The organism is Bradyrhizobium manausense (assembly GCF_001440035.1).
Classification (GTDB): domain Bacteria; phylum Pseudomonadota; class Alphaproteobacteria; order Rhizobiales; family Xanthobacteraceae; genus Bradyrhizobium; species Bradyrhizobium manausense.
The window spans coordinates 108,604-128,684 of sequence record NZ_LJYG01000062.1 but is presented as its reverse complement, the minus strand read 5'-3'; the positions used below and the strand labels follow the sequence as shown (position 1 = coordinate 128,684).

Sequence of the window (20,081 nt, the reverse complement as noted above, 5' to 3'; positions counted from 1 at the left end):
GAATCCAGGGGGATTTCATGCTTCGCACCCGTATCTGCCTTGCCGCCATGATGCTGGCAGCAAGCCTTCACACCGCGTCCGCGCAGACCGCGACGGCGCCTGCACCTGCCGCAACGACCGACGCCAAGCCATCGGGCAAGATCAAGCTCACCATGCAGAAGCTGAAAGACATGAAGGCGAAGTGGGCCGCCAACAAGCCGAAGCTGAAGGCGTGTCGCGCCGAGGTGAAGGCCAAGGGGCTGATCGGCGACGACCGCTGGTTCTATATCCAGGACTGCATGGACAGGACCTAAGCCAGGGTTCCACGTTGCGGTTGCGCGGAGGGTACGCAGAGCGGTGCCTCCCCGTAAGGCATTATAGAATCTTTCTAAATTCTCTCTTGCATCTGGCATACCAGAGACTAGAGTCGGTTCGATCGGGTTCGATCCACTGTGCCGCGGAGACGCGGTTCCCGGATGATCGTGCCTAGAAGATCAGGGCGGATCGCGATGGTCATCCCGCCCGGAGATCATCGCGCTTTTGAGGAGAACGCGACGTTTCCATGAGCAGCAACGACGACGTTCACAAGGTCAGGGAATTCGAGCATCCGGGCGAGGGGCGCCGGCGCGCCAAGGCGACGCCAAAGGGGCGTCAGGTCGACCCGACCGCCGCGCATGAGATTGAGCAATTGCTCGGCGATCGCCCGCGGCGGCGCGATCTCCTGATCGAATATCTGCACCTGATCCAGGACACATATCGCCAGATCTCGGCTGCGCATCTCGCCGCGCTCGCCGACGAGATGAAGCTCGCTTTCGCCGAAGTGTTCGAGACCGCGACCTTCTACGCGCATTTCGACGTGGTGAAGGAAGGCGAGCCTGATATTGCCCCACTGACGATCCGCGTCTGCGATTCGCTGACCTGCGCGATGCTCGGGGGAGAGAAGCTGCTCGCGGATTTGCAAGAAGCCTCGGGGCCCGGCATCCGCGTGGTGCGCGCGCCCTGCGTCGGCCGCTGCGATACCGCACCTGCCGCGGAAGTCGGACACAACTTCGTCGATCACGCGACCGTTGCCAATGTGATGGCTGCGGCGAAGGTCGGTGATACTCACGCGCATCTGCCTGATTATATCGATTACGACGCTTATGTTGCCGGCGGCGGCTACAAGCTGCTGGGCCGCTTGCGCTCGGGCGAGATGGCGAAGGACGATCTCTTGAAGTCGCTCGACGATGCGTCGCTGCGCGGCCTCGGCGGCGCGGGCTTCCCGACGGGACGCAAATGGCGTGCTGTGCTGGGCGAGCCCGGTCCGCGGCTGATGGCGATCAATGGCGACGAGGGCGAGCCCGGCACGTTCAAGGACCGCTATTATCTCGAAACCGATCCGCATCGCTTCATCGAGGGCATGATGATCGGCGCGCATGTGGTGCAGGCCTCCGACGTCTACATCTATCTGCGCGACGAATATCCGGCCTCGCGCGAGATCCTGACGCGCGAGATCGCGAAGTTGCCTGCGGGCGGCCCGACATTGCACATGCGCCGCGGCGCCGGCGCTTACATCTGCGGCGAAGAGTCTTCGCTGCTCGAAAGCATCGAGGGCAAGCGCGGGCTGCCCCGCCACAAGCCGCCTTATCCGTTCCAGGTCGGCCTGTTCGGGCTGCCGACGTTGATCAACAACATCGAGACGCTGTGGTGGGTGCGCGACATCGTCGAGAAGGGCGCTGACTGGTGGAAGGGCCATGGCCGCCATGAGCGTCATGGCTTGCGCAGCTTCTCGGTCTCGGGGCGCGTCAAGAATCCGGGCATGAAGCTTGCGCCTGCGGGCATCACCGTGCGCGAGCTGATCGACGAATATTGCGGCGGCATGGCCGATGGCCACCAGTTCTACGCCTACCTTCCGGGCGGCGCGTCCGGCGGCATCCTGCCGGCGTCGATGGACGACATCCCGCTCGATTTCGGCACGCTGGAAAAATACGGCTGCTTCATCGGTTCGGCCGCGATCGTGATCCTGTCGCAAAAGGACAGCGTGCGCGCAGCCGCACTGAACCTGATGAAATTTTTCGAGGACGAGAGCTGCGGCCAGTGCACGCCGTGCCGCGTCGGAACCCAGAAGGCGGCGCTGCTGATGCAGAAGCCAGTCTGGAACCGCGCATTGCTGGAAGAATTGAGCCAGGCGATGCGCGATGCCTCGATCTGCGGGCTTGGCCAGGCGGCATCGAATCCGCTGTCCTCCGTGATCAAATATTTCCCTGACGAGTTCAAGGAAGCGGCCGAATGACCAAGATTACGTTCGAGCTCGACGGCAAGCAGGTCGAGGCCAGGCCCGGCGAGACAATCTGGCAGGTCGCCAAACGCCAGGGCCGCGACATCCCGCATTTGTGCTATTCGCCCGCGCCAGACTATCGCCCCGACGGCAATTGCCGCGCCTGCATGGTCGAGATCGAGGGCGAGCGGGTGCTGGCGGCTTCGTGCAAGCGCACGCCGTCGGTCGGCATGAAGGTGAAGACCGAATCCGCGCGCGCGACCGCCGCGCAGAAAATGGTGATGGAGCTGCTTGTCGCCGATCAGCCGGCGCGCCAGACCAGCCACGATCCGGATTCGAAATTCTGGCACTGGGCCGAGACCACGGGCGTCACCGAGAGCCGCTTCCCGGCTGCCGAGCGCTGGGAGACCGATGCCAGCCATCCGGCGATGCGGGTCAATCTCGATGCCTGCATCCAGTGCGGCCTCTGCGTGCGGGCTTGCCGCGAGGTCCAGGTCAATGACGTCATCGGCATGGCCTATCGCAACCATAGTTCCAAGATCGTGTTCGACTTCGACGACCCCATGGGCGAGTCGACCTGCGTTGCTTGTGGCGAATGCGTGCAGGCCTGTCCGACCGGCGCGCTGATGCCGGCCGTCATGCTCGACGACAAGCAGACCCGCGTGACTTACGCCGACAGGAAGGTGGATTCGCTCTGCCCGTTCTGCGGCGTCGGCTGCCAGGTCACCTACGAGGTCAAGGACGAGAAGGTGATTTATGCCGAGGGCCGCGATGGCCCCGCCAATCATAACCGTCTCTGCGTCAAGGGTCGCTTCGGCTTCGACTACATCCACCATCCGCATCGTCTGACCAAGCCGCTGGTGCGGCTGCCGAATGCGAAGAAGGATGCCAACGACCAGGTCGACCCGGCCAATCCGTTCACGCATTTCCGCGAGGCAAGCTGGGACGAGGCGCTCGACATCGCCGCCAAGGGCCTCGTCAAGATCCGCGACGAAAAGGGCGCGAAGGCGCTCGCCGGCTTCGGCTCGGCCAAGGGCTCGAACGAGGAGGCCTATCTGTTCCAGAAGCTGGTCCGCACCGGCTTCGGCTCGAACAACGTCGATCACTGCACCCGTCTGTGTCACGCTTCGTCGGTCGCCGCGCTGTTCGAAGGCCTGAGCTCCGGCGCGGTGTCGGCGCCGTTCTCGGCGGCGATGGACGCGGAAGTGATCTGGGTGATCGGCGCCAATCCGACCGTCAACCATCCGGTGGCCGCGACCTTCATCAAGAACGCGGTCAAGCAGAACGGCGCAAAACTGTTCGTGATGGATCCGCGCCGGCAGTCGCTGTCGCGTCACGCCACCAAGCATCTGCAGTTCAAGCCCGGCTCCGACGTCGCCATGCTGAACGCGATGATCAACACGATCATCACCGAAGGCCTGACCGACGACCAGTACATCGCCGGCTACACCGAGGGCTTCGAGGACCTCAAGGAGAAGATCAAGGAGTTCACGCCGGAGAAGATGGAGCCGATCTGCGGCATCCCGGCGCAGACGCTGCGCGAGGTGGCGCGAACCTACGCGCGCGCCAAATCGTCGATCATCTTCTGGGGCATGGGCATCAGCCAGCACGTCCACGGCACCGACAATGCGCGCTGCCTGATCGCGCTGGCGCTGATCACCGGCCAGGTCGGCCGGCCCGGCACCGGCCTGCATCCGCTGCGCGGCCAGAACAACGTGCAGGGCGCCTCCGACGCCGGCCTGATCCCGATGTTCCTGCCGGACTACCAGCCGGTCGGTCGCGACGATCTGCGCGGCAGCTTCGAAAAGCTGTGGCAGCAGGATCTCGATCCCGTCCGCGGCCTGACCGTGGTCGAGATCATGAACGCGATCCATGCCGGCGAGATCAAGGGCATGTATATCGAGGGCGAGAATCCGGCGATGTCCGATCCGGATCTGCAGCACGCACGCCAGGCGCTCGCGATGCTCGATCATCTCGTTGTGCAGGATCTCTTCGTCACCGAGACCGCGTTCCACGCGGACGTCATCCTGCCGGCCTCGGCGTTTGCCGAGAAGGACGGCTCCTTCACCAACACCGATCGCCGCGTCCAGCTCGCGCGTCAGGTCATCAAGCCGCCGGGCGATGCGCGGCAGGATCTCTGGATCATCCAGGAGATCGGCAAGCGCATGGGTCTGCCGTGGAATTATGCCGGCCCGGGCGAGGTCTACACCGAGATGGCGGAGCTGATGCCGTCGCTGAAGAACATCAGCTGGGAGCGGCTGGTGCGCGAAGGCGCCGTTACCTATCCGGCCGATGCTCCCGACAAGCCCGGCAACGAGATCATCTTCACCACGGGCTTCCCGACCGCGAGCGGCCGCGGCAAGATCGTGCCGGCCAAGGTCATCCCGCCGGACGAACTGCCGGACGACGAATATCCCATGGTGCTCTCGACCGGCCGTGTGCTCGAACACTGGCACACCGGCTCGATGACCCGCCGCGCCCAGGTGCTCGACCAGATCGAGCCCGAGGCGGTGGCGTTCATGTCGCCGAAGGACATGCGCAAGAAGAAGCTCGTGCCCGGCGATTTCATCCGCCTCGAGACCCGCCGCGGCGCGGTCGAAGTCAAGGTGCGGTCGGACCGCGACGTGCCCGAGAACATGGTGTTCATGCCGTTCTGCTACGCGGAAGCGGCGGCGAACCTGCTCACCAATCCGGCGCTCGATCCGTTCGGCAAGATCCCGGAGTTCAAGTTCTGCGCGGCGAGGGCCGAGCGCGCGGAGATGCGGGACGCGGCGGAGTAGGGCGGCGAAAACAACCCCATGCACAGTAGGACGGGGGTTGAAAGGCTTGAGCTATTTTCGGTGTTACCGAAAAGTGCTTGTGGCGTCGGGCAAAACACCTGTATAAGGGCATGATCACCAACAGCGCCCGGCGTCGCCGCGACGGCGGCAAACGTATCCCATGTCCAAGATCACCCCGGCCACCCGCGCGCTCACCGCCGCCGGTGTCGCTTTCACCGTCCACGCCTACGACTATGATCCCGATGCCGAAAGCATCGGCCTGCAGGCCGCCGCCGCGCTCGGCGAAGATCCGGCGCGCGTCTTGAAGACGCTGATGGCGCTGGTGGACGGCAAGCCGGTTTGCGTCATCGTGCCGTCCGACCAGGAAGTCTCGATGAAGAAGCTCGCAGCGGCCGCGGGCGGCAAGTCGGCGCAGATGATGAAGCCGCCGGAGGCCGAGCGGGTCACCGGCTACAAGGTCGGCGGCATCAGCCCGTTCGGGCAGCGCAAGCAGGTCGCCACCGTGATCGAGAGAAGCGCGCTCGCGCATGACCTCGTCTATCTCAACGGCGGCCAGCGCGGCTTGCAGGTGAGGATGAGGCCGACCGATGCGCGGGATGTTGCGAAGGCAGTTGTGGCCGACGTGCTGGCGTGAGCGTTTTCGAGCTGGACGCCGACGGCCGCGGATCAAGGGGGCCCGTCGGCATGGGCCAGGGATCGAGAGAGGCCCCACTGAAGGCGACCGGCAAGGTGTTGCATCACATCCTCCAGCGATCTAGCTTGGTCGCATGCGATCTCAGCCGCTCGTCCTTTGTCGCGATGTTCCAGCTTCCAGCCGATGGTATCAAAAGCTACTCGGCTGCGTCGGCGGGCATGGCGGAACCGAATATGAGCGGCTTTGGGACCCACGGCACCACACGAGCAAGTGGGGGAGTGACGGGCTGATCTTGCAACTGCACGACTGGAATGCTGATCACCATCATGGTCCGCTTGGCGACATCGACAAGCCCATCGGCAATGGAATTCTGCTCTGGTTCGAAGTCGATGATTTCGACGAAGTGGTCCTTCGGGCCCGGGACCTTGAAGCCCACGTCGTCCGCGACGTCCACGTCAACCCGAACGCGGGGCATCGGGAATTCTGGATCAGGGATCTCGACGGTTACATGGTCGTGATCGCATCTCCGGATGGCGAGGGTATCGCGTAGCGCAGCTTGCAGGTGCGGATGAAACCGACCGATGTGCGGGATGTCGCGAAGGCGGTCGCTGCGCACGTGCTGGCCTGACGCAATTAAAGAGACCGGGAGTTTGCGGCCTTCAATCCGAGCCACTCGGAACGGCGCCCTCTCCTCGATGGTCCGAGCGAAGGATAGGTGTTTGGGCCCTCGGCATCGCAGGATCGATTTCCGCGAGCGCGTAAGCCATCGAATTGCCAACCAGATGGACGAGGCTATCCCACTTTGTTCTGTGTTCGACGTACGACTCGACGGAATTGCGAAGATCGTCGGTGACGCAAATTCCGGCGATCAGTAGTCGCTCTCGCGCATGATCATACCGGACCCGCCAGAGTTGCTGATTCGCACCGACGGGTTCACCCGATGGTTTTTTATGCAGGAAGACGCCGTTGAGGGTCGCAAGGAGCATTAGCCCGGACAACCAGACCTGCGTGACCGCACCGGATTTTTTCAGCCATTCCGCATCGTCCGGCAATGCACTTCGGATCAGTGAAACGGCATCAAGCGCGATGAGACACGACCTCGACACGGCGTAAATCGGTTCAGGGAAGCGGAAGTAGAACAGGATGGGATAAAAATGGTGGGCTTCCTTCGCGTCCGTCAGCTCTACCGCCATCTCGGAAAGGTTGTTGTAACCCGCGCTGAGCTGGTTCTTCGCAAATAGATGCGCGAGCAGTTCCGCAGCATCACCGGTCTCACCAGAGAGGGTGTGGATTTTGAGGCATAGTGAGTTTCTGCTCCTGAGAGCGCCGTAGATTTGCATCAGATAAGTGATGGTGAGCGATATGACTGACGTTCCGATCACCGAATTGACAAGAAACAGCAGCTTCGCGCCGGCGCTTTGCGGACCAAAATTGCTCCCGCCAACGATCGAAAGACTGCTTCCGGCCACATATAGTGCGGTCGTAAAATCGGTTGGTGTCTGTTGGTTGCTGTTCGTGATACTCGTCCCGAGCAGAGGGTGCACAACCAGCGCGGCCCCGAGCGCGAGCAGAAACGACCAGGTCAGTAGCAAGGCGACCAGGATAAGAGGTCCGCAGAACGAGAGCAGATGATTATTGCGGCTGGAGCAAATCCCGCGCATGGCCAGCCACACCAGCCTTGCCAGGCGGTCGCTCACGATCCCGGTGCCCGCGCGCGCGTAGAGCACCGTGAGGAAGACGTCAGCTAGGACGACGGCTATCAACGACATGCCCAATATGGGCTCCAACCAATGCACCATCGGCCTCCTCGGCTGAGTCGCCAGGCCTTGTCGCTTACTTCCGTTTCGAGGCGCTGCCTGAGGTGACCGCGCCGGGATCGCGCGGCATGAACTTGAACAAAGTGAAGCTCTTGTCGGTCCATGCCATGTGGAACCAGGGCGAATCCTGAATATGCGATGCCGTCACATAGATGTGGCCGTCAGGACCTTGCGAAAAAGTATCGGGCCAGCGCAGGCGCGAATCCGTCAACAGCTGGCGTATGCTGCCGTCGTGCGGGTTGATGATCTTGACTGCGTTATTGGCGATCGAGCTGAGGTAAATCTCGTCATTCTCTCCCGTCCAGAGCCCGTCCGCCGGCTCTGTCTTGGCTACCATCTCGGGACGCGCACGGCTTGCCCTGTCGGGATTCTGGATGCTGGACGTGGAAATTCGGTAAAGGATCTTCCCGGTCAGGGCTTGCCAATACAGCGTGCTGCCGTCTTTGGACAGCGCCAGGCTATCTGCATTGAAGAGCGGTTGCCGTCCATCGGGCCGCCGCAGCGGCTGACCATCGGTCATCACATTGACGCTGGCATCGAATTGGGTTGAAGGATCGTCGCTCAGCACCCGCCAAGCCTGCCCTGAGTCAATGTCGAGGACGACGAGGCCGCCGGGTGAGCCGGAGTCGGTGAGGTAGGCGAATTTTCCATCGGGCGCGATGCGGATATCATTCAGATAGCTACCCGGACCAGCTATCTCTTGAGAAATCGGGAAAGATCGTTTCACGTTGTTCGATTTCAGATCTATCTCGACGATCTTGGGCCCGCCCTTGATGGTCTTCTCGGTATTTGGGGCCGCCGGATCGACGACCCAGAGAGATCCCCGCTGGTCCGCGACGACGCTTTGAACGCAAACGAAGTGATCGTTTGGTGAGACCTCGGACATCCGTACGTTGCGCCAGCTGTTCCACTCCCCATTGGGGTAAGGCTTGGTCGACCCATCCGGCAGAAGCTCAGCCACCGAAACGGGCGTGTCCTCCGTCCAGCGCGGGAAATTCACGAAGATACGGCCGTCCGGTGCCACGGTGACACCGGTGACCTGATGGTCGAATGTCGCGACCACTTGCAAGCGGTCGTCGCGAGTGTCGACCAAAGGAGAGACAAGTCGTTCCGCTTTGGCCTTGATGTCTTCTGTCGCCGTTTGCGCGTGGACAGTGGAGGAGATCGACAGGAGCACTGCCGCGCAGTAGCCGAACGAGTTTGGACGCATTGCGTCGACCTCTCACTTGGGGAAACTCACGACACAATCTTCTCCTTTCGACATCGTTCCTGCTGCCGAGCGAAACCGAGCCACAAGACGTCGCGCGTAAACCTAGGTTAAGCATCGCGGCTCGCACCGGGGAAAGGTCACAAGCAGTCGCTGCCGGCCAACTGGGGCCACTTCCGCTTACCCCACGAAGCAGATGTTTATGATGCACGTCTACTGCTTCTGCAGCAGCTTCAGTCGGCAACGCAGCGCCTCGCGGATATGCGCGCGCGCGAGCTGCTCGGCGTTGTCGCCGTCGCGCGCCGCGATGGCATCGATGATGGCCAGGTGTTCGCCGTGGCTGGTTGAGGGGCGGCCTGTCACGGTGAACGTCGTGGGGCCGAGCAGGGAGATCCAGTCCTGCAATTCGCGCGAGGCGTTGTCGAGATAGCGGTTGCGCGCGGCTCGGCAGACCGCTTCGTGGAAGGCGCGATTGAGCCTTGCCATTTCTCTTGCCATCTCGGCGGCGTCTGTCTCGGATGCTTCCGCCAAAGCCTGCTCGATGTCCCTGAGCGCGTCGACCTCCGGCGCCGAGGCGTGCGCGGCGGCGAGGCGCGCGGCGGCGCCCTCCATGATCTCGCGCATGGCGTAGAGTTCGAGCACCTCCGAGATGTCGAGATTGCGCACGATCAGCCCGCGCCCGCCGGCGGGCTCCACGAAGCCGCGCGCCGCAAGGCGGCTAAGGGCTTCGCGCACCGGCGTGCGGCTGACCTTCAGCCGCTGAGCGACCTCCTCCTCGCGCAGGCGGTCGCCGGCGCGGTAGCTGCCGGCCTGGAGCGCCTCGCAGAGCGAGCGGAATACGGCTTCACCCAGCGCGACGCCGCCGTCGCGCGCGATCGATCCGCCTGACTTTGCCGGGCGTCTGGCCATGGTCCCTCGAAGCGCCGCGCGCATCCTGCCCATGCAGAGATGCCGCTTGCTTGAATTCTGTATATCATTGTATACAAAGGTACGCAAGCGGGGCCGGCTTGACCGGATTCCGTTGCGGGCAGAATGTCTCCAACTTAGCCGCATCGGACGGACCGTATGGGCAGCAAATACGATGTGCTGGTGATCGGCGGCGGCAATGCGGCGCTGTGCGCGGCGATTTCGGCGCGCCGCGGCGGCGCCTCGGTGCTGGTGCTGGAAGGCGCGCCAAAATTCTATCGCGGCGGCAACACCCGCCACACCCGCAACATGCGCTGCGCCCATGACGCCGCCACCGAAATTCTCACGGGCCCCTACACCGAGGAGGAGTTCTGGGAGGATCTGCTGCGCGTCACCGGCGGGCAGACCGACGAGCTGCTCGCTCGTCACATGATCCGCGAGTCCAAGGACATCCTGAACTGGATCGTGGAGCAGGGCGTGCGCTGGCAGCCCTCGCTCGGCGGCACGCTCAGCCTCGGCCGCACCAACTCCTTCTTTCTCGGCGGCGGCCGCGCCATGCTGAACGCGCTTTACCTCACTGCCGAACAGCTTGGCGTCGAGGTCGAATACGATGCCGAGGTCACCGACCTCGTGATCGAGGACGGCATGTTTCTCGCCGCCCGCCTCAAGCGGCCGATCAAGGGCGAGACCGAGATGCGCGCGACCGCGCTGGTCGCGGCGGCCGGCGGGTTCGAGGCCAACATCGAATGGCTGAAGCAATATTGGGGCGAGGCGGCCGACAATTTCCTGATCCGCGGCACGCCGTACAATCGCGGCTCGATCCTGAAGATGCTGCTCGACAAGGGTGTCCAGGAGGTCGGCGATCCCACCCAGTGCCACGCGGTCGCGATCGATGCCCGCGCGCCAAAGTTCGACGGCGGCATCATCACGCGGCATGACTCGGTCGTGTTCGGCATCGTCGTCAACAAGCACGCCCAGCGCTTCTATGACGAGGGCGAGGACATCTGGCCGAAGCGCTATGCGATCTGGGGGCGGCTGGTCGCGGCGCAGCCCGACCAGATTGCCTACATCATCTTCGATTCGACCGTGGTCAGCAGCTTCATGCCCACGCTGTTCCCGCCGATCGCCGGTCAAACCGTGGCTGAGCTCGCCGGCAAGCTGGGGCTCGATCCGGCGGCGCTGGAAAAGACCATCACCGAATTCAACGCGGCGGTGCGGCCGGGTACCTTCGATCATACCATTCTCGACGACTGCCGCACCGAAGGCGTCACGCCGCCCAAGACGCATTGGGCGCGCAAGATCGAGACGCCGCCCTATCTCGCCTATCCCGTGCGGCCGGGCATCACCTTTACCTATCTTGGCACGCGCGTGAACAAGGAGGCGCGGATGTTGATGGCTGACGGCAAGCCGTCGGCGAACATGTTTGCAGCCGGCGAGATCATGGCCGGCAACGTGTTGGGTAAAGGCTATGCCGCCGGCATGGGCATGACCATCGGCAGCGTGTTCGGGCGGATCGCAGGACGGGAAGCGGCGAAACATGCACGGAACTAGAATTCTTGATGAGGCCGACCGTCTGATGACGGTCTGCAATTCCTGCCGCTATTGCGAGGGCTTGTGCGCGGTGTTTCCCGCCATGGAGATGCGGCGCGCCTTCTCGGACGGCGACCTCAACTATCTCGCCAACCTCTGCCATTCCTGCGGCGCCTGCTACGTCGACTGCCAGTTCTCGCCGCCGCACGAGTTCAACGTCAACGTTCCCAAGACGCTGGCGGTCGCGCGCGCCGAATCCTATGCGGCCTATGCCTGGCCGCGGGCGCTGTCCGGCGCCTTCGCCCGCAACGGCCTCGTCATCAGCATCGTTGCCGCGCTCAGCATGGCGGCCTTTATCCTCGGTTTCGCCGCGCTCAACGACCGCGGCGTGCTGATCGGTGTGCACACCGGGCCCGGTGCGTTCTACAAGCTGATGCCACACAGCGCGATGGCCGTGCTGTTCAGCGCCGCGTTTCTTTATGCCGTTGTCGCGCTGGTGATGAGCGTGCGTGCGTTCTGGCACGACATCGGCGCGCCAATCGGCGGGCATGCCGACGGCGGCTCGATCTTCCAGGCGATCCGCGATGCCGGCGAGCTGCGCTATCTCCATGGCGGCGGCGTCGGTTGCTACAACGAGGACGACAAGCCGACCGACCGGCGCAAGCTCTTCCATCACCTGACGTTCTACGGCTTCCTGCTGTGCTTTGCCGCGACTTCGGTGGCGACGCTCTATCACTATCTGCTCGGCCGGGAGGCACCGTATCCTTGGTGGGATCTGCCGGTCGTGCTCGGCACGCTCGGCGGCGTCGGCCTCATCGCCGGCCCAATCGGGCTTCTCGTCGCGAAATCTCGGCGTGCCCCCGAACTGCTCGACGAGAACAGTTACGGCATGGACGTCGGCTTCATCGCCATGCTGTTCCTGACGGGTCTCACCGGCATGCTGGTTCTGATTTTGCGCGAGACAGCCGCCATGGGTCCACTGCTGGCGCTGCATCTCGGCGCGGTTTTCGCATTGTTCATCACCATGCCCTACGGCAAATTCGTGCACGGCATCTACCGCTTCGCTGCGCTGGTGCGCTACGCGCAGGAACGGCGCAGCGAAGCCGGCTCTTGAGGGACGCGCGGCTCTAACGTATCTCTTGAGCCATTCGCGCTATGCGCGAATCGCTTGGGGAGCCCGCGCTCATGTACATGTTTGTGCCATTTCTGTTGGCGCTCGCCGGCTGCGCGAGCGTCTGGCGTTCCCACGCGCGACTGGGCTACGGACTGTGGGGCGCAACGATCGTCGTCACCGTCGCGTGGTTCTTCCATCACGCGACCGATCCGCTGAAATTCTCTTTCTGACGGTGTCGAGATGAGCATCGTTGATACGAGCAAGAAACCGCCGGTCGGCGCGATCCTGAATGCGGCGGGATTGCTCGGGATCTCGCTAATCCTGACGGTCGCCTTCTCCTACCAACTTGGGCTGGGCGAATTGCCTTGTCCGCTTTGCCTGCTGCAACGAGCCGGGTTCATCGCAATCGGCATGGGGTTCCTGTTCAACCTGCGTCTCGGTGAGCGGCCGTCGCACTATGCGATGATCCTCATGGCCAGCCTCGTCACCGGCTTTATTGCGATGCGGCAGGTGTCGCTGCATCTGGCGCCCGGCGATCCCGGGTACGGTTCGGCGTTGTGGGGCTTGCACTTCTACACCTGGGCGCTCATCGCGGCCGTAGCTGTGGTGTGCTATGTCGCGTTGGTCCTTGTCCTGAAGGATGCGACCGGCAAGCAAGAGGGGGATGCGCCCGTGACCGGGTTCGCGTCCAATGCGGTCTTTGCGATCTTCGCATTGCTGGTTGCCGCAAATCTCCTTTCCACCGTGCTGGAGTGCGGCGCAGGTCAGTGTGACGACAACCCGGTCCGCTATCTCCTGCTCAGGTGAGTACGTGGAGGAGGCCGTCGCACCGGGCATCCGCCGATGCGACGATCCTGACCCTTACGCCAACTCGCGCTCCGGCGCGGAGGCCTGCTCGCGGGCCATCGCCGTGGCGGTGACGTAGTCGGTCTTGCCGGTGCCGAGCAGCGGCACCTTGTCGACCACCATGATCGTCGCGGGCACGGTCAGCTCGGAGGCGCCGATCGCCTTGGCCTGGGCCTGCATCGCGCTGCGCTCGGCATTCTTCTCCGTCGTCAGCAGCACGATACGCTCCCCCTTGCGCTGGTCGGGGATCGAGACGGCAACCGAGGCAGCCTGCGGCCACAGCGTGGTCGCGATGCTCTCGACCGCCGACAGCGAGACCATCTCGCCGGCGATCTTGGCAAAGCGCTTGGCGCGGCCCTTGATGGTGATGAAGCCGGCTGTGTCGATCGCGACGATGTCGCCGGTGTCGTGCCAGCCCTCGGGCAGCACTTCGAGCACACCAGGGTTTTCGGCCCTGAGGTAACCGAGCATGACGTTCGGTCCGCGCACCGACAGGCGTCCGCCTTCCTCGATGCCGGGGACCGGATCGAGGCGGCTCTCCATCAGCGGCGACAGGCGGCCGACGGTGCCGGGGCGGTTCGCCATCGGCGTGTTCATCGCCAGCACCGGCGCCGTCTCGGTGACGCCATAGCCTTCGAGAATGCGGATGCCATAGCGCTCCATGAACACCTGGCGTGTGCGATCCTTCACTGCCTCGGCGCCGGCGATCACCAGGCGCAGGGTGCGGAAGTCGTAAGGGTGCGCCGAGCGGGCATAGCCGGTGAGGAACGTATCGGTGCCGAACAGGATGGTGGCGCCGGTCTGGTAGATCAGCTCGGGCACGATGCGGTAGTGCAGCGGCGAGGGATACATGTAGATCGGAATGCCCGCCAGCATTGGCATCATCATTCCGCCTGTGAGCCCAAACGAGTGGAACACGGGCAGCACGTTGAACACCTTGTCATTGGCGTTGGCATCGACCCGCGCCAGCGCCTGCGCGGCGTTGGCGAGGATGTTGCGGTGGGACAGCACCACGCCCTTGGGCGTGCCTTCCGAGCCCGAGGTGAACAGCACGACGGCCGGATCGTTGGCCTGGCGGGCAACGCGCGGCGCGGTGCCTGCGAGTAGTCCCTTGATCTTGTCGACCGTGCCGATCGAGGCTCTGATGTCCTCGAGATAGACGATGCGCGCCTCCGCGGAGATCGCGGCCATCAGCTTGTCGAGCTTGCCCTTCTCGATGAAGGCCTTCGACGTCAGCACGGTGTTGACCTGCGCGGCCTTCATGGCGGCGGTCACGTTGACCGGGCCGGCCGAGAAGTTGAGCATGGCCGGAACGCGGCCGATGCTCTGCAGCGCCATGAAGACGGCGGCGACGCCGGCGGAGTTCGGCAGCAGCACGCCGACATTCTCGCCGGCCGAGGTACCGGCCTCCAACTTGCGGCTCAAAACCTGCGCACCGAGGATCAGCTTGCGATAGGTCAGCTTGGTGCCGAGCGCATCCTCGATGATGACCTTGCCGGTGTCGCGGTCGCGATAGGCATGGCCCAGCGCTTCGAACAGCGTGTGATCGAGCATGGCGTTCTTGACCATCGCGTCGATCATGACGTCCTGCAACGCAGCACCCGCGGCATTGCGGCGCGCCTTGCCTTTCAGCTCCGAGGCGACCGGCAGCTTGACCGGCGGCAGGATCGTCACCGTCACCCGCGGGAACCACGAGCGCTTGATCTGGCTGCTATTGAGATAGCTGAGGTGGGAGCGCTGCGCGCCTTCGATGCGAACCGGCACGACCACGGCGTCGGCCTTGTCAGCGATCATCGCGGTGCCGTCATAGACCTTCATCAGCGAGCCGGAGACGGTGATGCGTCCCTCCGGGAAGATCACGACGGGCTCGCCGGCCGCGACGAGCTTGATCAGGTCGCGCGCGGCCAGCGGCTTGCTCGGGTCCATGGTGTAGTGCTTGACCACGCGCAGGAACGGTTTGGCCCACCAGGCCTTGGAGATGCCGGTGTCGACGGCGAAGCTGGCGTCGATCGGCAGCACGGCGTGCAGCAGCGGACCGTCGATCAGGCTGACATGGTTGGGCGCGATCAGCATGCGCGTGCCCGGCGGCGGCAGGTTCTCGAGCCCGCGCACCTCGGTGCGAAACAGGGCGCGGAATAATAGTCCGCCGAAATCGCGGACGCCTTCCTTGCCCCACTTCGTGAGCACGAACCAGACCGCACCGAAACTGGCGACGCCGAGCCCGAAGAAGATCCAGCCGACATGCAAGCCGCCCGCCTGCAGCAGCGCGACGAACAGCGAGCCCACCACCATGAAGGCGGCCTGCAGCACGTTGCCGGCGGCGATGATGCGGGCACGCTCGTTCGGCGCGGACCAGGCCTGCACGGCGGCGAATGACGGCACCACGAACAGGCCGCCGCCGAAGGCGAAGGCGACGAAGTCTGCCAACATGCGCAGGCCGGCGAAGGAGGTTGCGAAATCGACCGCAGCGATGTCCTGGCCCTTGCTGGTCACCGCGATGGCCAAGGCGAGGTCAAGGCCGGCGCAGCCCATGATGATGGCGCCGATCGGCACCAGCGCGAGGTTCGGGCGAACATGGCTCAGGCTCGCCGCGAACAGCGAGCCGACGGCAATGCCGATCGCGAAGATGGCCAGGCACAGCGTCACCACGCCCTCGCTGCCGCCGACGACATCCTTCACCAGCGCCGGCAACAGCGACAGCACGATGGCGCCGACCAGCCAGAACCAGGAGACGATGACGGTGCCGTCCCACAGCCGGTGGTCAGCGTGCAGCGTCCTGAGCAGACCGAGTGTCGAGGTCCAGGGATTGGCATCGACGGGCAGATCGGGCGCGGAGGGCGTCGTCTGCGGAATGCGGGAGGCAAAGGCCCAGGACAGCAGGGCGAGCACGACCACGGCCGATGCGACCCAGCCCATATGGGCGGAGCCCGCGACGAACTGGCCGCCGGCGACGGTGCCGAGCAGGATCGCCATGAAGGTCGCGCCCTCGACCAGCGCGTTGCCGGTGGCGAGCTCGCCGAGCTCGAGCTGGTCCGGCAGCATGGCGTATTTCACCGGGCCGAACAGCGCGGCGATGATGCCGAACAGTGCCAGCGCGGTGAACAGCAGCGGCACCGAGTGCATGAAGAAGCCGGCAGCGGCGAAGGCTGCTGCGAAGATCTCGGCAAACTTCAACCGCCTTGCCACGACCGATTTGACGTATTTGTCGGCAAGCTGGCCGCCGAGCCCGGACAGGATGAAATAGGGGAAGATGAAGACGGCGCCGGCCACCGTCACAAGCGCATCGCCGTGGCCTGTCGCGGCGCTGTAAAGCAGGATGATGACGAGTGCGTTCTTGAGCACGTTGTCATTGAGCGCCGAGAAAAATTGCGCCCAGAACAGCGGCGCAAAGCGGCGAGACGACATCAATTCCCTGATCATGACGAGTCCTGTTGTGGAAAGGCAGCCTGAGATTGTTACGTTGCGGGTTCAACGTCACGACCGGAAGGGGGTGGGGAGCGATTGCAGGCGACGATGCTTGCCGGCCTGCCATGTCCCCTGCCGTCCCTCCGATCCTGTTGGTCTCCAGCTTGTCTCGTTAGGTTCGCAAAATATCCGGTCGCGGACCCAGCTTCGGGCGGAAATGCCGCGATTATGCGGATATCGCCGGGGCCGATAGCAAAAGCTGAACGGCATGCCTGACTTTCGCCGGGCGGCCGGCAATATCGCGACATGGTGAGTCCTTCGTTGCGACCGGCGTTCGCATTCGAGTGGACCTGCATGCGCATCGGCTTGTCCTCTAGGTGAGGTGAGCGAGATGGCGAAACGGGTTGAGGCGGCCAAGCAGGCCGACACGGCGACCCTCGTGGCGGGCGCGGCTGGTCCGCCACATCCGAAAATTGGCGCGGCGCTCGGCGAGCACACCGGCAATGTCGCAGGCATTGGCAATCCGATCGATCGGGGCCATCGCGAGCCGCAGGACAGCGCGGCCAAAGCCGCTGACGAGAGCCGCGGCGTCATCGATGAAGGTCGAGGCGAGATCAACAGCGAGGGTTTGCATTTTGCAGGTCTCCCGGTTAATTTGAACAATGTTCACGTGAGTAGCTTGAAAATGAACAATGTTCAAGAAGAATCGGTCCGAGATCAAAAAAAATTGCGCAGGCGGCTCCAGATCCTCGAGATCGCGCGCGGGATTATCGCCTCTAAGGGATTGAGATCGTTGAAGGTTCGGGACGTCGCGGACGCCGTCGGCTGCTCCGTCGGCAGCGTCTATAACGAGTTCGACGACTTCGACGGGGTGATCCTGACCGTCAACAGGGAGACGGTTCAGGCGCTCACAGCGCGGCTTGGCGCAGTCCCGGCTGAGGATCCGGTTCGCCAGCTCTATGGATTGGCCGAGACCTATCTCGATTTCTTCACCGAGAACGCCAATCTGCTGCGCTCGCTGTTCGAGCATCGGATGGAGGACGACCGCCCGTATCCCGACGACATCCTCCAGATGGTGATGGACGCCTTCGCGCTGATGCATCCGCCCCTGGTGCGGGTGCTGCCTGACGCGGATGACGTGAAGATCGCGCTGTTGTCACGCACGCTGTTTTCCGCGGTCCACGGCATCATTTCGCTCGGCCTCGAAGAGCGCATGGTCGCGGTGCCCCCGCAGATGCTGCGCCAGCAGGTCACGCAGTTCCTCGACGCGCATCTTCTGGGTCTCGGGATATTGCCGGCGCGCTAAAGCGCGATGAGATTGGGTTGAATCGTCATCGCGCTTTAGCTCTTTGTTTGAGCATGATCGTTTCGGAAAACCGCTTCACACTTTTCCGGATCATGCTCTAGACTAGACCAGCACCGGCTGGCGCACGCGCCCGGCATCGCCGAACACGCGCAAATAGCGCTCGATCTCGGAGGGCATTCCGGTCGCCTTCTCCGGATTGTCGGAGAGCTTGACGGCCGGGCGTCCGTCGACCGACGACACCTTGCAGACCAGCGAGATCGGATCGAGATTGAACGAGCCGTCCGGCGCACAGCCGACAAAGTCGTTGGTCAGGTTGGTGCCCCAGCCGAAGGAGAGCCGCACGCGACCGGCGAAGTGATGATAGGTCTCCTCGATCGAGCCGACGTCCATCGCATCCGAGAACACCAGCAGCTTGTCCTTGGGGTTGCGGCCCTTCTTCTGCCACCAGGCGATGATCTCTTCACCGGCCTGGATCGGCGGCGCGCTGTCGGGGCGGAAGCCGGTCCAGTCGGCCACCCATTCCGGCGCATCGCGCAGGAATGCCTTGGTGCCGAACGCGTCCGGCAGGGCGATCAAGAGGTTGCCGCCATAGGTCTGGCGCCATTGATCGAGGATGCGATAGGGCGCCCAGCGCAATTCCTCGTCGTCCTTGGCGAGCGCGGCCGCGACCATCGGCAGCTCGTGCGCGTTGGTGCCGATCGCTTCGAGATCGTTGTCCATCGCCAGCAGCACGTTGGACGTCCCGATGAAGGACGGGCCCAGCCCTTCCTTCACCGCCTCCACGCACCAGCGCTGCCAGAGAAAGCCGTGGCGGCGGCGGGTGCCGAAATCGGACAGCCGCAAATTCTCCAGCTTGCGCAGCCGCTCGACCTTGGTCCACAGCTTGGCCTTGGCGCGGGCATAGAGCACATCGAGCTCGAACCGGCCGCGGCCCTTGCATGCCGCGCGCGAGCGCAATTCGTTGAGGATGGCGAGCGCCGGAATCTCCCACATCGAGGTGTGGGTCCATGGTCCGTGGAAGTGCAACTCGTACTGGCCCTCGACCTTGCGCAGCTCGTAGTCGGGAAGGCGGAATTCGGCGAGCCAGCGGATGAAGTCCGCCGAGAACATGTGGGTCTTGCCGTAGAAGGTGTTACCGGCAAGCCAGATCAGCTCCTTCTTGGTGAAGCGGATGGTGCGGGCATGGTCGAGCTGGGCGCGCAGCTCGGCCTCGTCGATGATTTCGGCCAGACGCACATGGCGCGAACGGTTGATGACTGAGAAGGTGACTTGCTGATCCGGGTAATCCTCCCGAATCATCTGCAACATCAACAGTTTATAAAAGTCGGTATCCAGCAGGCTGCGGATGATGGGGTCCAGCCGCCAGCTGTGATTGTAGGTTCGGCTCGCAATGTCGGTCACTGTCATGGCCGAATTCTAGCGTGGCCGCTCGCGCGCAACCAGTGGGTTTGACGAGGGGCAGGCCACGGCCGGCGTCAACAGCCGGCGGGCAACGACCGATTCAGGCGGCTGCCGTCGCCGCTACGTGTTCCAGTTGTGTCCTGATCCAGCGGTGGGCCGGGTCCTTCTGGTAGCGCTGGTGCCAGACCATGAACATCGGCAGCTCGGCCAGCGTGCGCGTGCGTGAGGCCAGCGGAATCTGCACGTGCGCGAAGCCGCGCATGACGCCGGGCGCCAGCAGGCTCGGCATGCTCGCGAGCATTTGCGAGCCACGCAGGAACGCGGGCACGCCGGAAAAGCTCGGCACCGAAATCGCGATGTCGCGGTGGAAGCCGTTCGCCGCGAGCCGGCGGTCGAAGTCGAGCCGCTCATTGTCGGTATAGACCACGGTGACGTGGCGCGCCGCGAGATAGGCGCCTCGTCCCGATGGGGCGGCGCGCGTCTTGGGATCGTAGTAGCAGACGTAATGATCGCTCAGCAGGCGCTTCTGCACGATGTCGACGCCGACGGGCGGCAGTGGCGTGATCATGAGGTCGCAGCGATTTTCGCGCAGCATCGCAGGCGAGGGCGATTGCGACGGGATCACGCGCAGGTTCAGGCCCTTCACCTGCGCGACAACATGGCCGAAGAAGTGCGGCAGCAGCAGGTCGCGCTGGAAATCATTGGCGGCGATCGTCAGCGACAGCTGCGCGCTTCCCGGCTCGAAGGTGACGCCGCCGGCGAAGCTGCGCATCTCGTCGATCAGCGCGCGGGCCTTGGCCGCCAGTGCCTGGGCATGGGCGGTCGCGACGATGCCGCGGCCGGATTTCGCGAACAGCGGATCGCCGACGATCCGTCGCAGCTTGTTGAGGTTGTGGCTG

At 63.8% G+C, this 20,081-nt stretch carries 17 protein-coding genes; 9 read left to right on the top strand and 8 right to left on the bottom strand.

Annotated elements, in window-relative coordinates; all coding sequences use genetic code 11:
* The first annotated feature begins 17 nt into the window (after positions 1-17).
* From AOQ71_RS16125 to ybaK, 4 genes are all read left to right on the top strand, one after another.
* Positions 18-293 (top strand): hypothetical protein, encoded by a 276-nt coding sequence (locus tag AOQ71_RS16125; protein ID WP_057747716.1) that lies wholly within the window; start codon positions 18-20, stop codon positions 291-293.
* A 248-nt stretch (positions 294-541) separates the two neighbouring features.
* On the top strand, positions 542-2,251 hold the full coding sequence (locus tag AOQ71_RS16120; RefSeq protein ID WP_057747713.1) for an NADH-ubiquinone oxidoreductase-F iron-sulfur binding region domain-containing protein: 1,710 nt from the start codon (positions 542-544) through the stop codon (positions 2,249-2,251).
* Positions 2,248-5,016, top strand: a complete 2,769-nt coding sequence (fdhF, locus tag AOQ71_RS16115) for a formate dehydrogenase subunit alpha (RefSeq protein WP_057747710.1) — start codon at positions 2,248-2,250, stop codon at positions 5,014-5,016. Before AOQ71_RS16120 ends, fdhF begins: the two co-directional genes overlap by 4 nt.
* Positions 5,017-5,176: 160 nt before the next feature.
* Positions 5,177-5,650: a Cys-tRNA(Pro) deacylase gene (gene ybaK, locus AOQ71_RS16110; RefSeq protein WP_057747706.1), complete on the top strand. Its 474-nt coding sequence runs from the start codon at positions 5,177-5,179 to the stop codon at positions 5,648-5,650.
* A gap of 196 nt (positions 5,651-5,846) precedes the next feature.
* Here ybaK and AOQ71_RS46655 read toward each other — a convergent pair whose 3' ends face one another.
* The 4 genes from AOQ71_RS46655 to AOQ71_RS16090 form a co-directional block, all read right to left on the bottom strand.
* Positions 5,847-6,323: a hypothetical protein gene (locus tag AOQ71_RS46655; protein WP_205668230.1), complete on the bottom strand. Its 477-nt coding sequence runs from the start codon at positions 6,321-6,323 to the stop codon at positions 5,847-5,849.
* The gene (locus AOQ71_RS16100) at positions 6,310-7,419 is read right to left on the bottom strand and encodes a two pore domain potassium channel family protein (protein WP_245316912.1); all 1,110 of its coding nucleotides are present in this window, start codon (positions 7,417-7,419) and stop codon (positions 6,310-6,312) included. The genes AOQ71_RS46655 and AOQ71_RS16100 overlap by 14 nt, the downstream gene beginning before the upstream one ends.
* A 64-nt stretch (positions 7,420-7,483) precedes the next feature.
* Positions 7,484-8,677 carry an L-dopachrome tautomerase-related protein gene (locus AOQ71_RS16095; RefSeq protein WP_057747697.1) on the bottom strand — a complete coding sequence of 398 codons (1,194 nt, stop codon included), beginning with the start codon at positions 8,675-8,677 and terminating at the stop codon, positions 7,484-7,486.
* Between the two features lie 210 nt (positions 8,678-8,887).
* Positions 8,888-9,583 carry a GntR family transcriptional regulator gene (locus AOQ71_RS16090; protein WP_057748051.1) on the bottom strand — a complete coding sequence of 232 codons (696 nt, stop codon included), beginning with the start codon at positions 9,581-9,583 and terminating at the stop codon, positions 8,888-8,890.
* Between the two features lie 156 nt (positions 9,584-9,739).
* On the opposite strand from AOQ71_RS16090, the gene tcuA reads away from it, so the two are divergent.
* The 4 genes from tcuA to AOQ71_RS16070 all read left to right on the top strand — a co-directional run bounded on the left by tcuA (position 9,740) and on the right by AOQ71_RS16070 (position 13,031).
* Positions 9,740-11,131, top strand: coding sequence for an FAD-dependent tricarballylate dehydrogenase TcuA (gene tcuA / locus AOQ71_RS16085; RefSeq protein ID WP_057747694.1), 1,392 nt, complete (start codon positions 9,740-9,742; stop codon positions 11,129-11,131).
* A complete protein-coding gene (gene tcuB / locus AOQ71_RS16080) occupies positions 11,118-12,224 on the top strand; it encodes a tricarballylate utilization 4Fe-4S protein TcuB (protein WP_057747691.1) in 1,107 nt (368 codons plus the stop codon). The genes tcuA and tcuB overlap by 14 nt, the downstream gene beginning before the upstream one ends.
* Positions 12,225-12,295: 71 nt before the next feature.
* A complete protein-coding gene (locus tag AOQ71_RS46315; RefSeq protein ID WP_167353979.1) occupies positions 12,296-12,454 on the top strand; it encodes a DUF5993 family protein in 159 nt (52 codons plus the stop codon).
* Between the two features lie 10 nt (positions 12,455-12,464).
* Positions 12,465-13,031 (top strand): disulfide bond formation protein B, encoded by a 567-nt coding sequence (locus AOQ71_RS16070; RefSeq protein WP_057747686.1) that lies wholly within the window; start codon positions 12,465-12,467, stop codon positions 13,029-13,031.
* A gap of 54 nt (positions 13,032-13,085) precedes the next feature.
* Here the strand turns inward: AOQ71_RS16070 and AOQ71_RS16065 are convergent, their stop codons facing one another.
* Both AOQ71_RS16065 and AOQ71_RS45955 read right to left on the bottom strand, forming a co-directional pair.
* Positions 13,086-16,490, bottom strand: a complete 3,405-nt coding sequence (locus AOQ71_RS16065) for an acyl-[ACP]--phospholipid O-acyltransferase (protein WP_057747683.1) — start codon at positions 16,488-16,490, stop codon at positions 13,086-13,088.
* 358 nt (positions 16,491-16,848) lie between these two features.
* Positions 16,849-17,109, bottom strand: coding sequence for a hypothetical protein (locus AOQ71_RS45955; protein ID WP_162268365.1), 261 nt, complete (start codon positions 17,107-17,109; stop codon positions 16,849-16,851).
* A gap of 51 nt (positions 17,110-17,160) precedes the next feature.
* Here AOQ71_RS45955 and AOQ71_RS43285 point away from each other — a divergent pair, with 51 nt between their 5' ends.
* On the top strand, positions 17,161-17,781 hold the full coding sequence (locus AOQ71_RS43285) for a TetR/AcrR family transcriptional regulator (protein WP_162268364.1): 621 nt from the start codon (positions 17,161-17,163) through the stop codon (positions 17,779-17,781).
* Positions 17,782-17,883: 102 nt separating this feature from the next.
* Here AOQ71_RS43285 and pncB read toward each other — a convergent pair whose 3' ends face one another.
* Positions 17,884-19,188 (bottom strand): nicotinate phosphoribosyltransferase, encoded by a 1,305-nt coding sequence (gene pncB, locus AOQ71_RS16055; RefSeq protein ID WP_057747681.1) that lies wholly within the window; start codon positions 19,186-19,188, stop codon positions 17,884-17,886.
* Between the two features lie 94 nt (positions 19,189-19,282).
* Positions 19,283-20,081 (bottom strand): LysR substrate-binding domain-containing protein (locus AOQ71_RS16050; RefSeq protein WP_245316895.1); only part of this gene is annotated, 799 nt, incomplete at its 5' end.

Bases quoted from the DNA above. Each gene is read 5' to 3' on its own strand.
- AOQ71_RS16120 (WP_057747713.1), top strand. From the start codon at position 542: ATGAGCAGCAACGACGACGTTCACAAGGTCAGGGAATTCGAGCATCCG.
- AOQ71_RS43285 (WP_162268364.1), top strand. From the start codon at position 17,161: ATGAACAATGTTCAAGAAGAATCGGTCCGAGATCAAAAAAAATTGCGC.
- AOQ71_RS16100 (WP_245316912.1), bottom strand. From the start codon at position 7,419: ATGTCGTTGATAGCCGTCGTCCTAGCTGACGTCTTCCTCACGGTGCTC.
- AOQ71_RS16090 (WP_057748051.1), bottom strand. From the start codon at position 9,583: ATGGCCAGACGCCCGGCAAAGTCAGGCGGATCGATCGCGCGCGACGGC.
- tcuA (WP_057747694.1), top strand. From the start codon at position 9,740: ATGGGCAGCAAATACGATGTGCTGGTGATCGGCGGCGGCAATGCGGCG.
- fdhF (WP_057747710.1), top strand. From the start codon at position 2,248: ATGACCAAGATTACGTTCGAGCTCGACGGCAAGCAGGTCGAGGCCAGG.
- AOQ71_RS16065 (WP_057747683.1), bottom strand. From the start codon at position 16,490: ATGATCAGGGAATTGATGTCGTCTCGCCGCTTTGCGCCGCTGTTCTGG.
- ybaK (WP_057747706.1), top strand. From the start codon at position 5,177: ATGTCCAAGATCACCCCGGCCACCCGCGCGCTCACCGCCGCCGGTGTC.
- AOQ71_RS45955 (WP_162268365.1), bottom strand. From the start codon at position 17,109: ATGCAAACCCTCGCTGTTGATCTCGCCTCGACCTTCATCGATGACGCC.
- AOQ71_RS16095 (WP_057747697.1), bottom strand. From the start codon at position 8,677: ATGCGTCCAAACTCGTTCGGCTACTGCGCGGCAGTGCTCCTGTCGATC.
- pncB (WP_057747681.1), bottom strand. From the start codon at position 19,188: ATGACAGTGACCGACATTGCGAGCCGAACCTACAATCACAGCTGGCGG.
- AOQ71_RS16070 (WP_057747686.1), top strand. From the start codon at position 12,465: ATGAGCATCGTTGATACGAGCAAGAAACCGCCGGTCGGCGCGATCCTG.
- AOQ71_RS46315 (WP_167353979.1), top strand. From the start codon at position 12,296: ATGTACATGTTTGTGCCATTTCTGTTGGCGCTCGCCGGCTGCGCGAGC.
- AOQ71_RS16125 (WP_057747716.1), top strand. From the start codon at position 18: ATGCTTCGCACCCGTATCTGCCTTGCCGCCATGATGCTGGCAGCAAGC.
- tcuB (WP_057747691.1), top strand. From the start codon at position 11,118: ATGCACGGAACTAGAATTCTTGATGAGGCCGACCGTCTGATGACGGTC.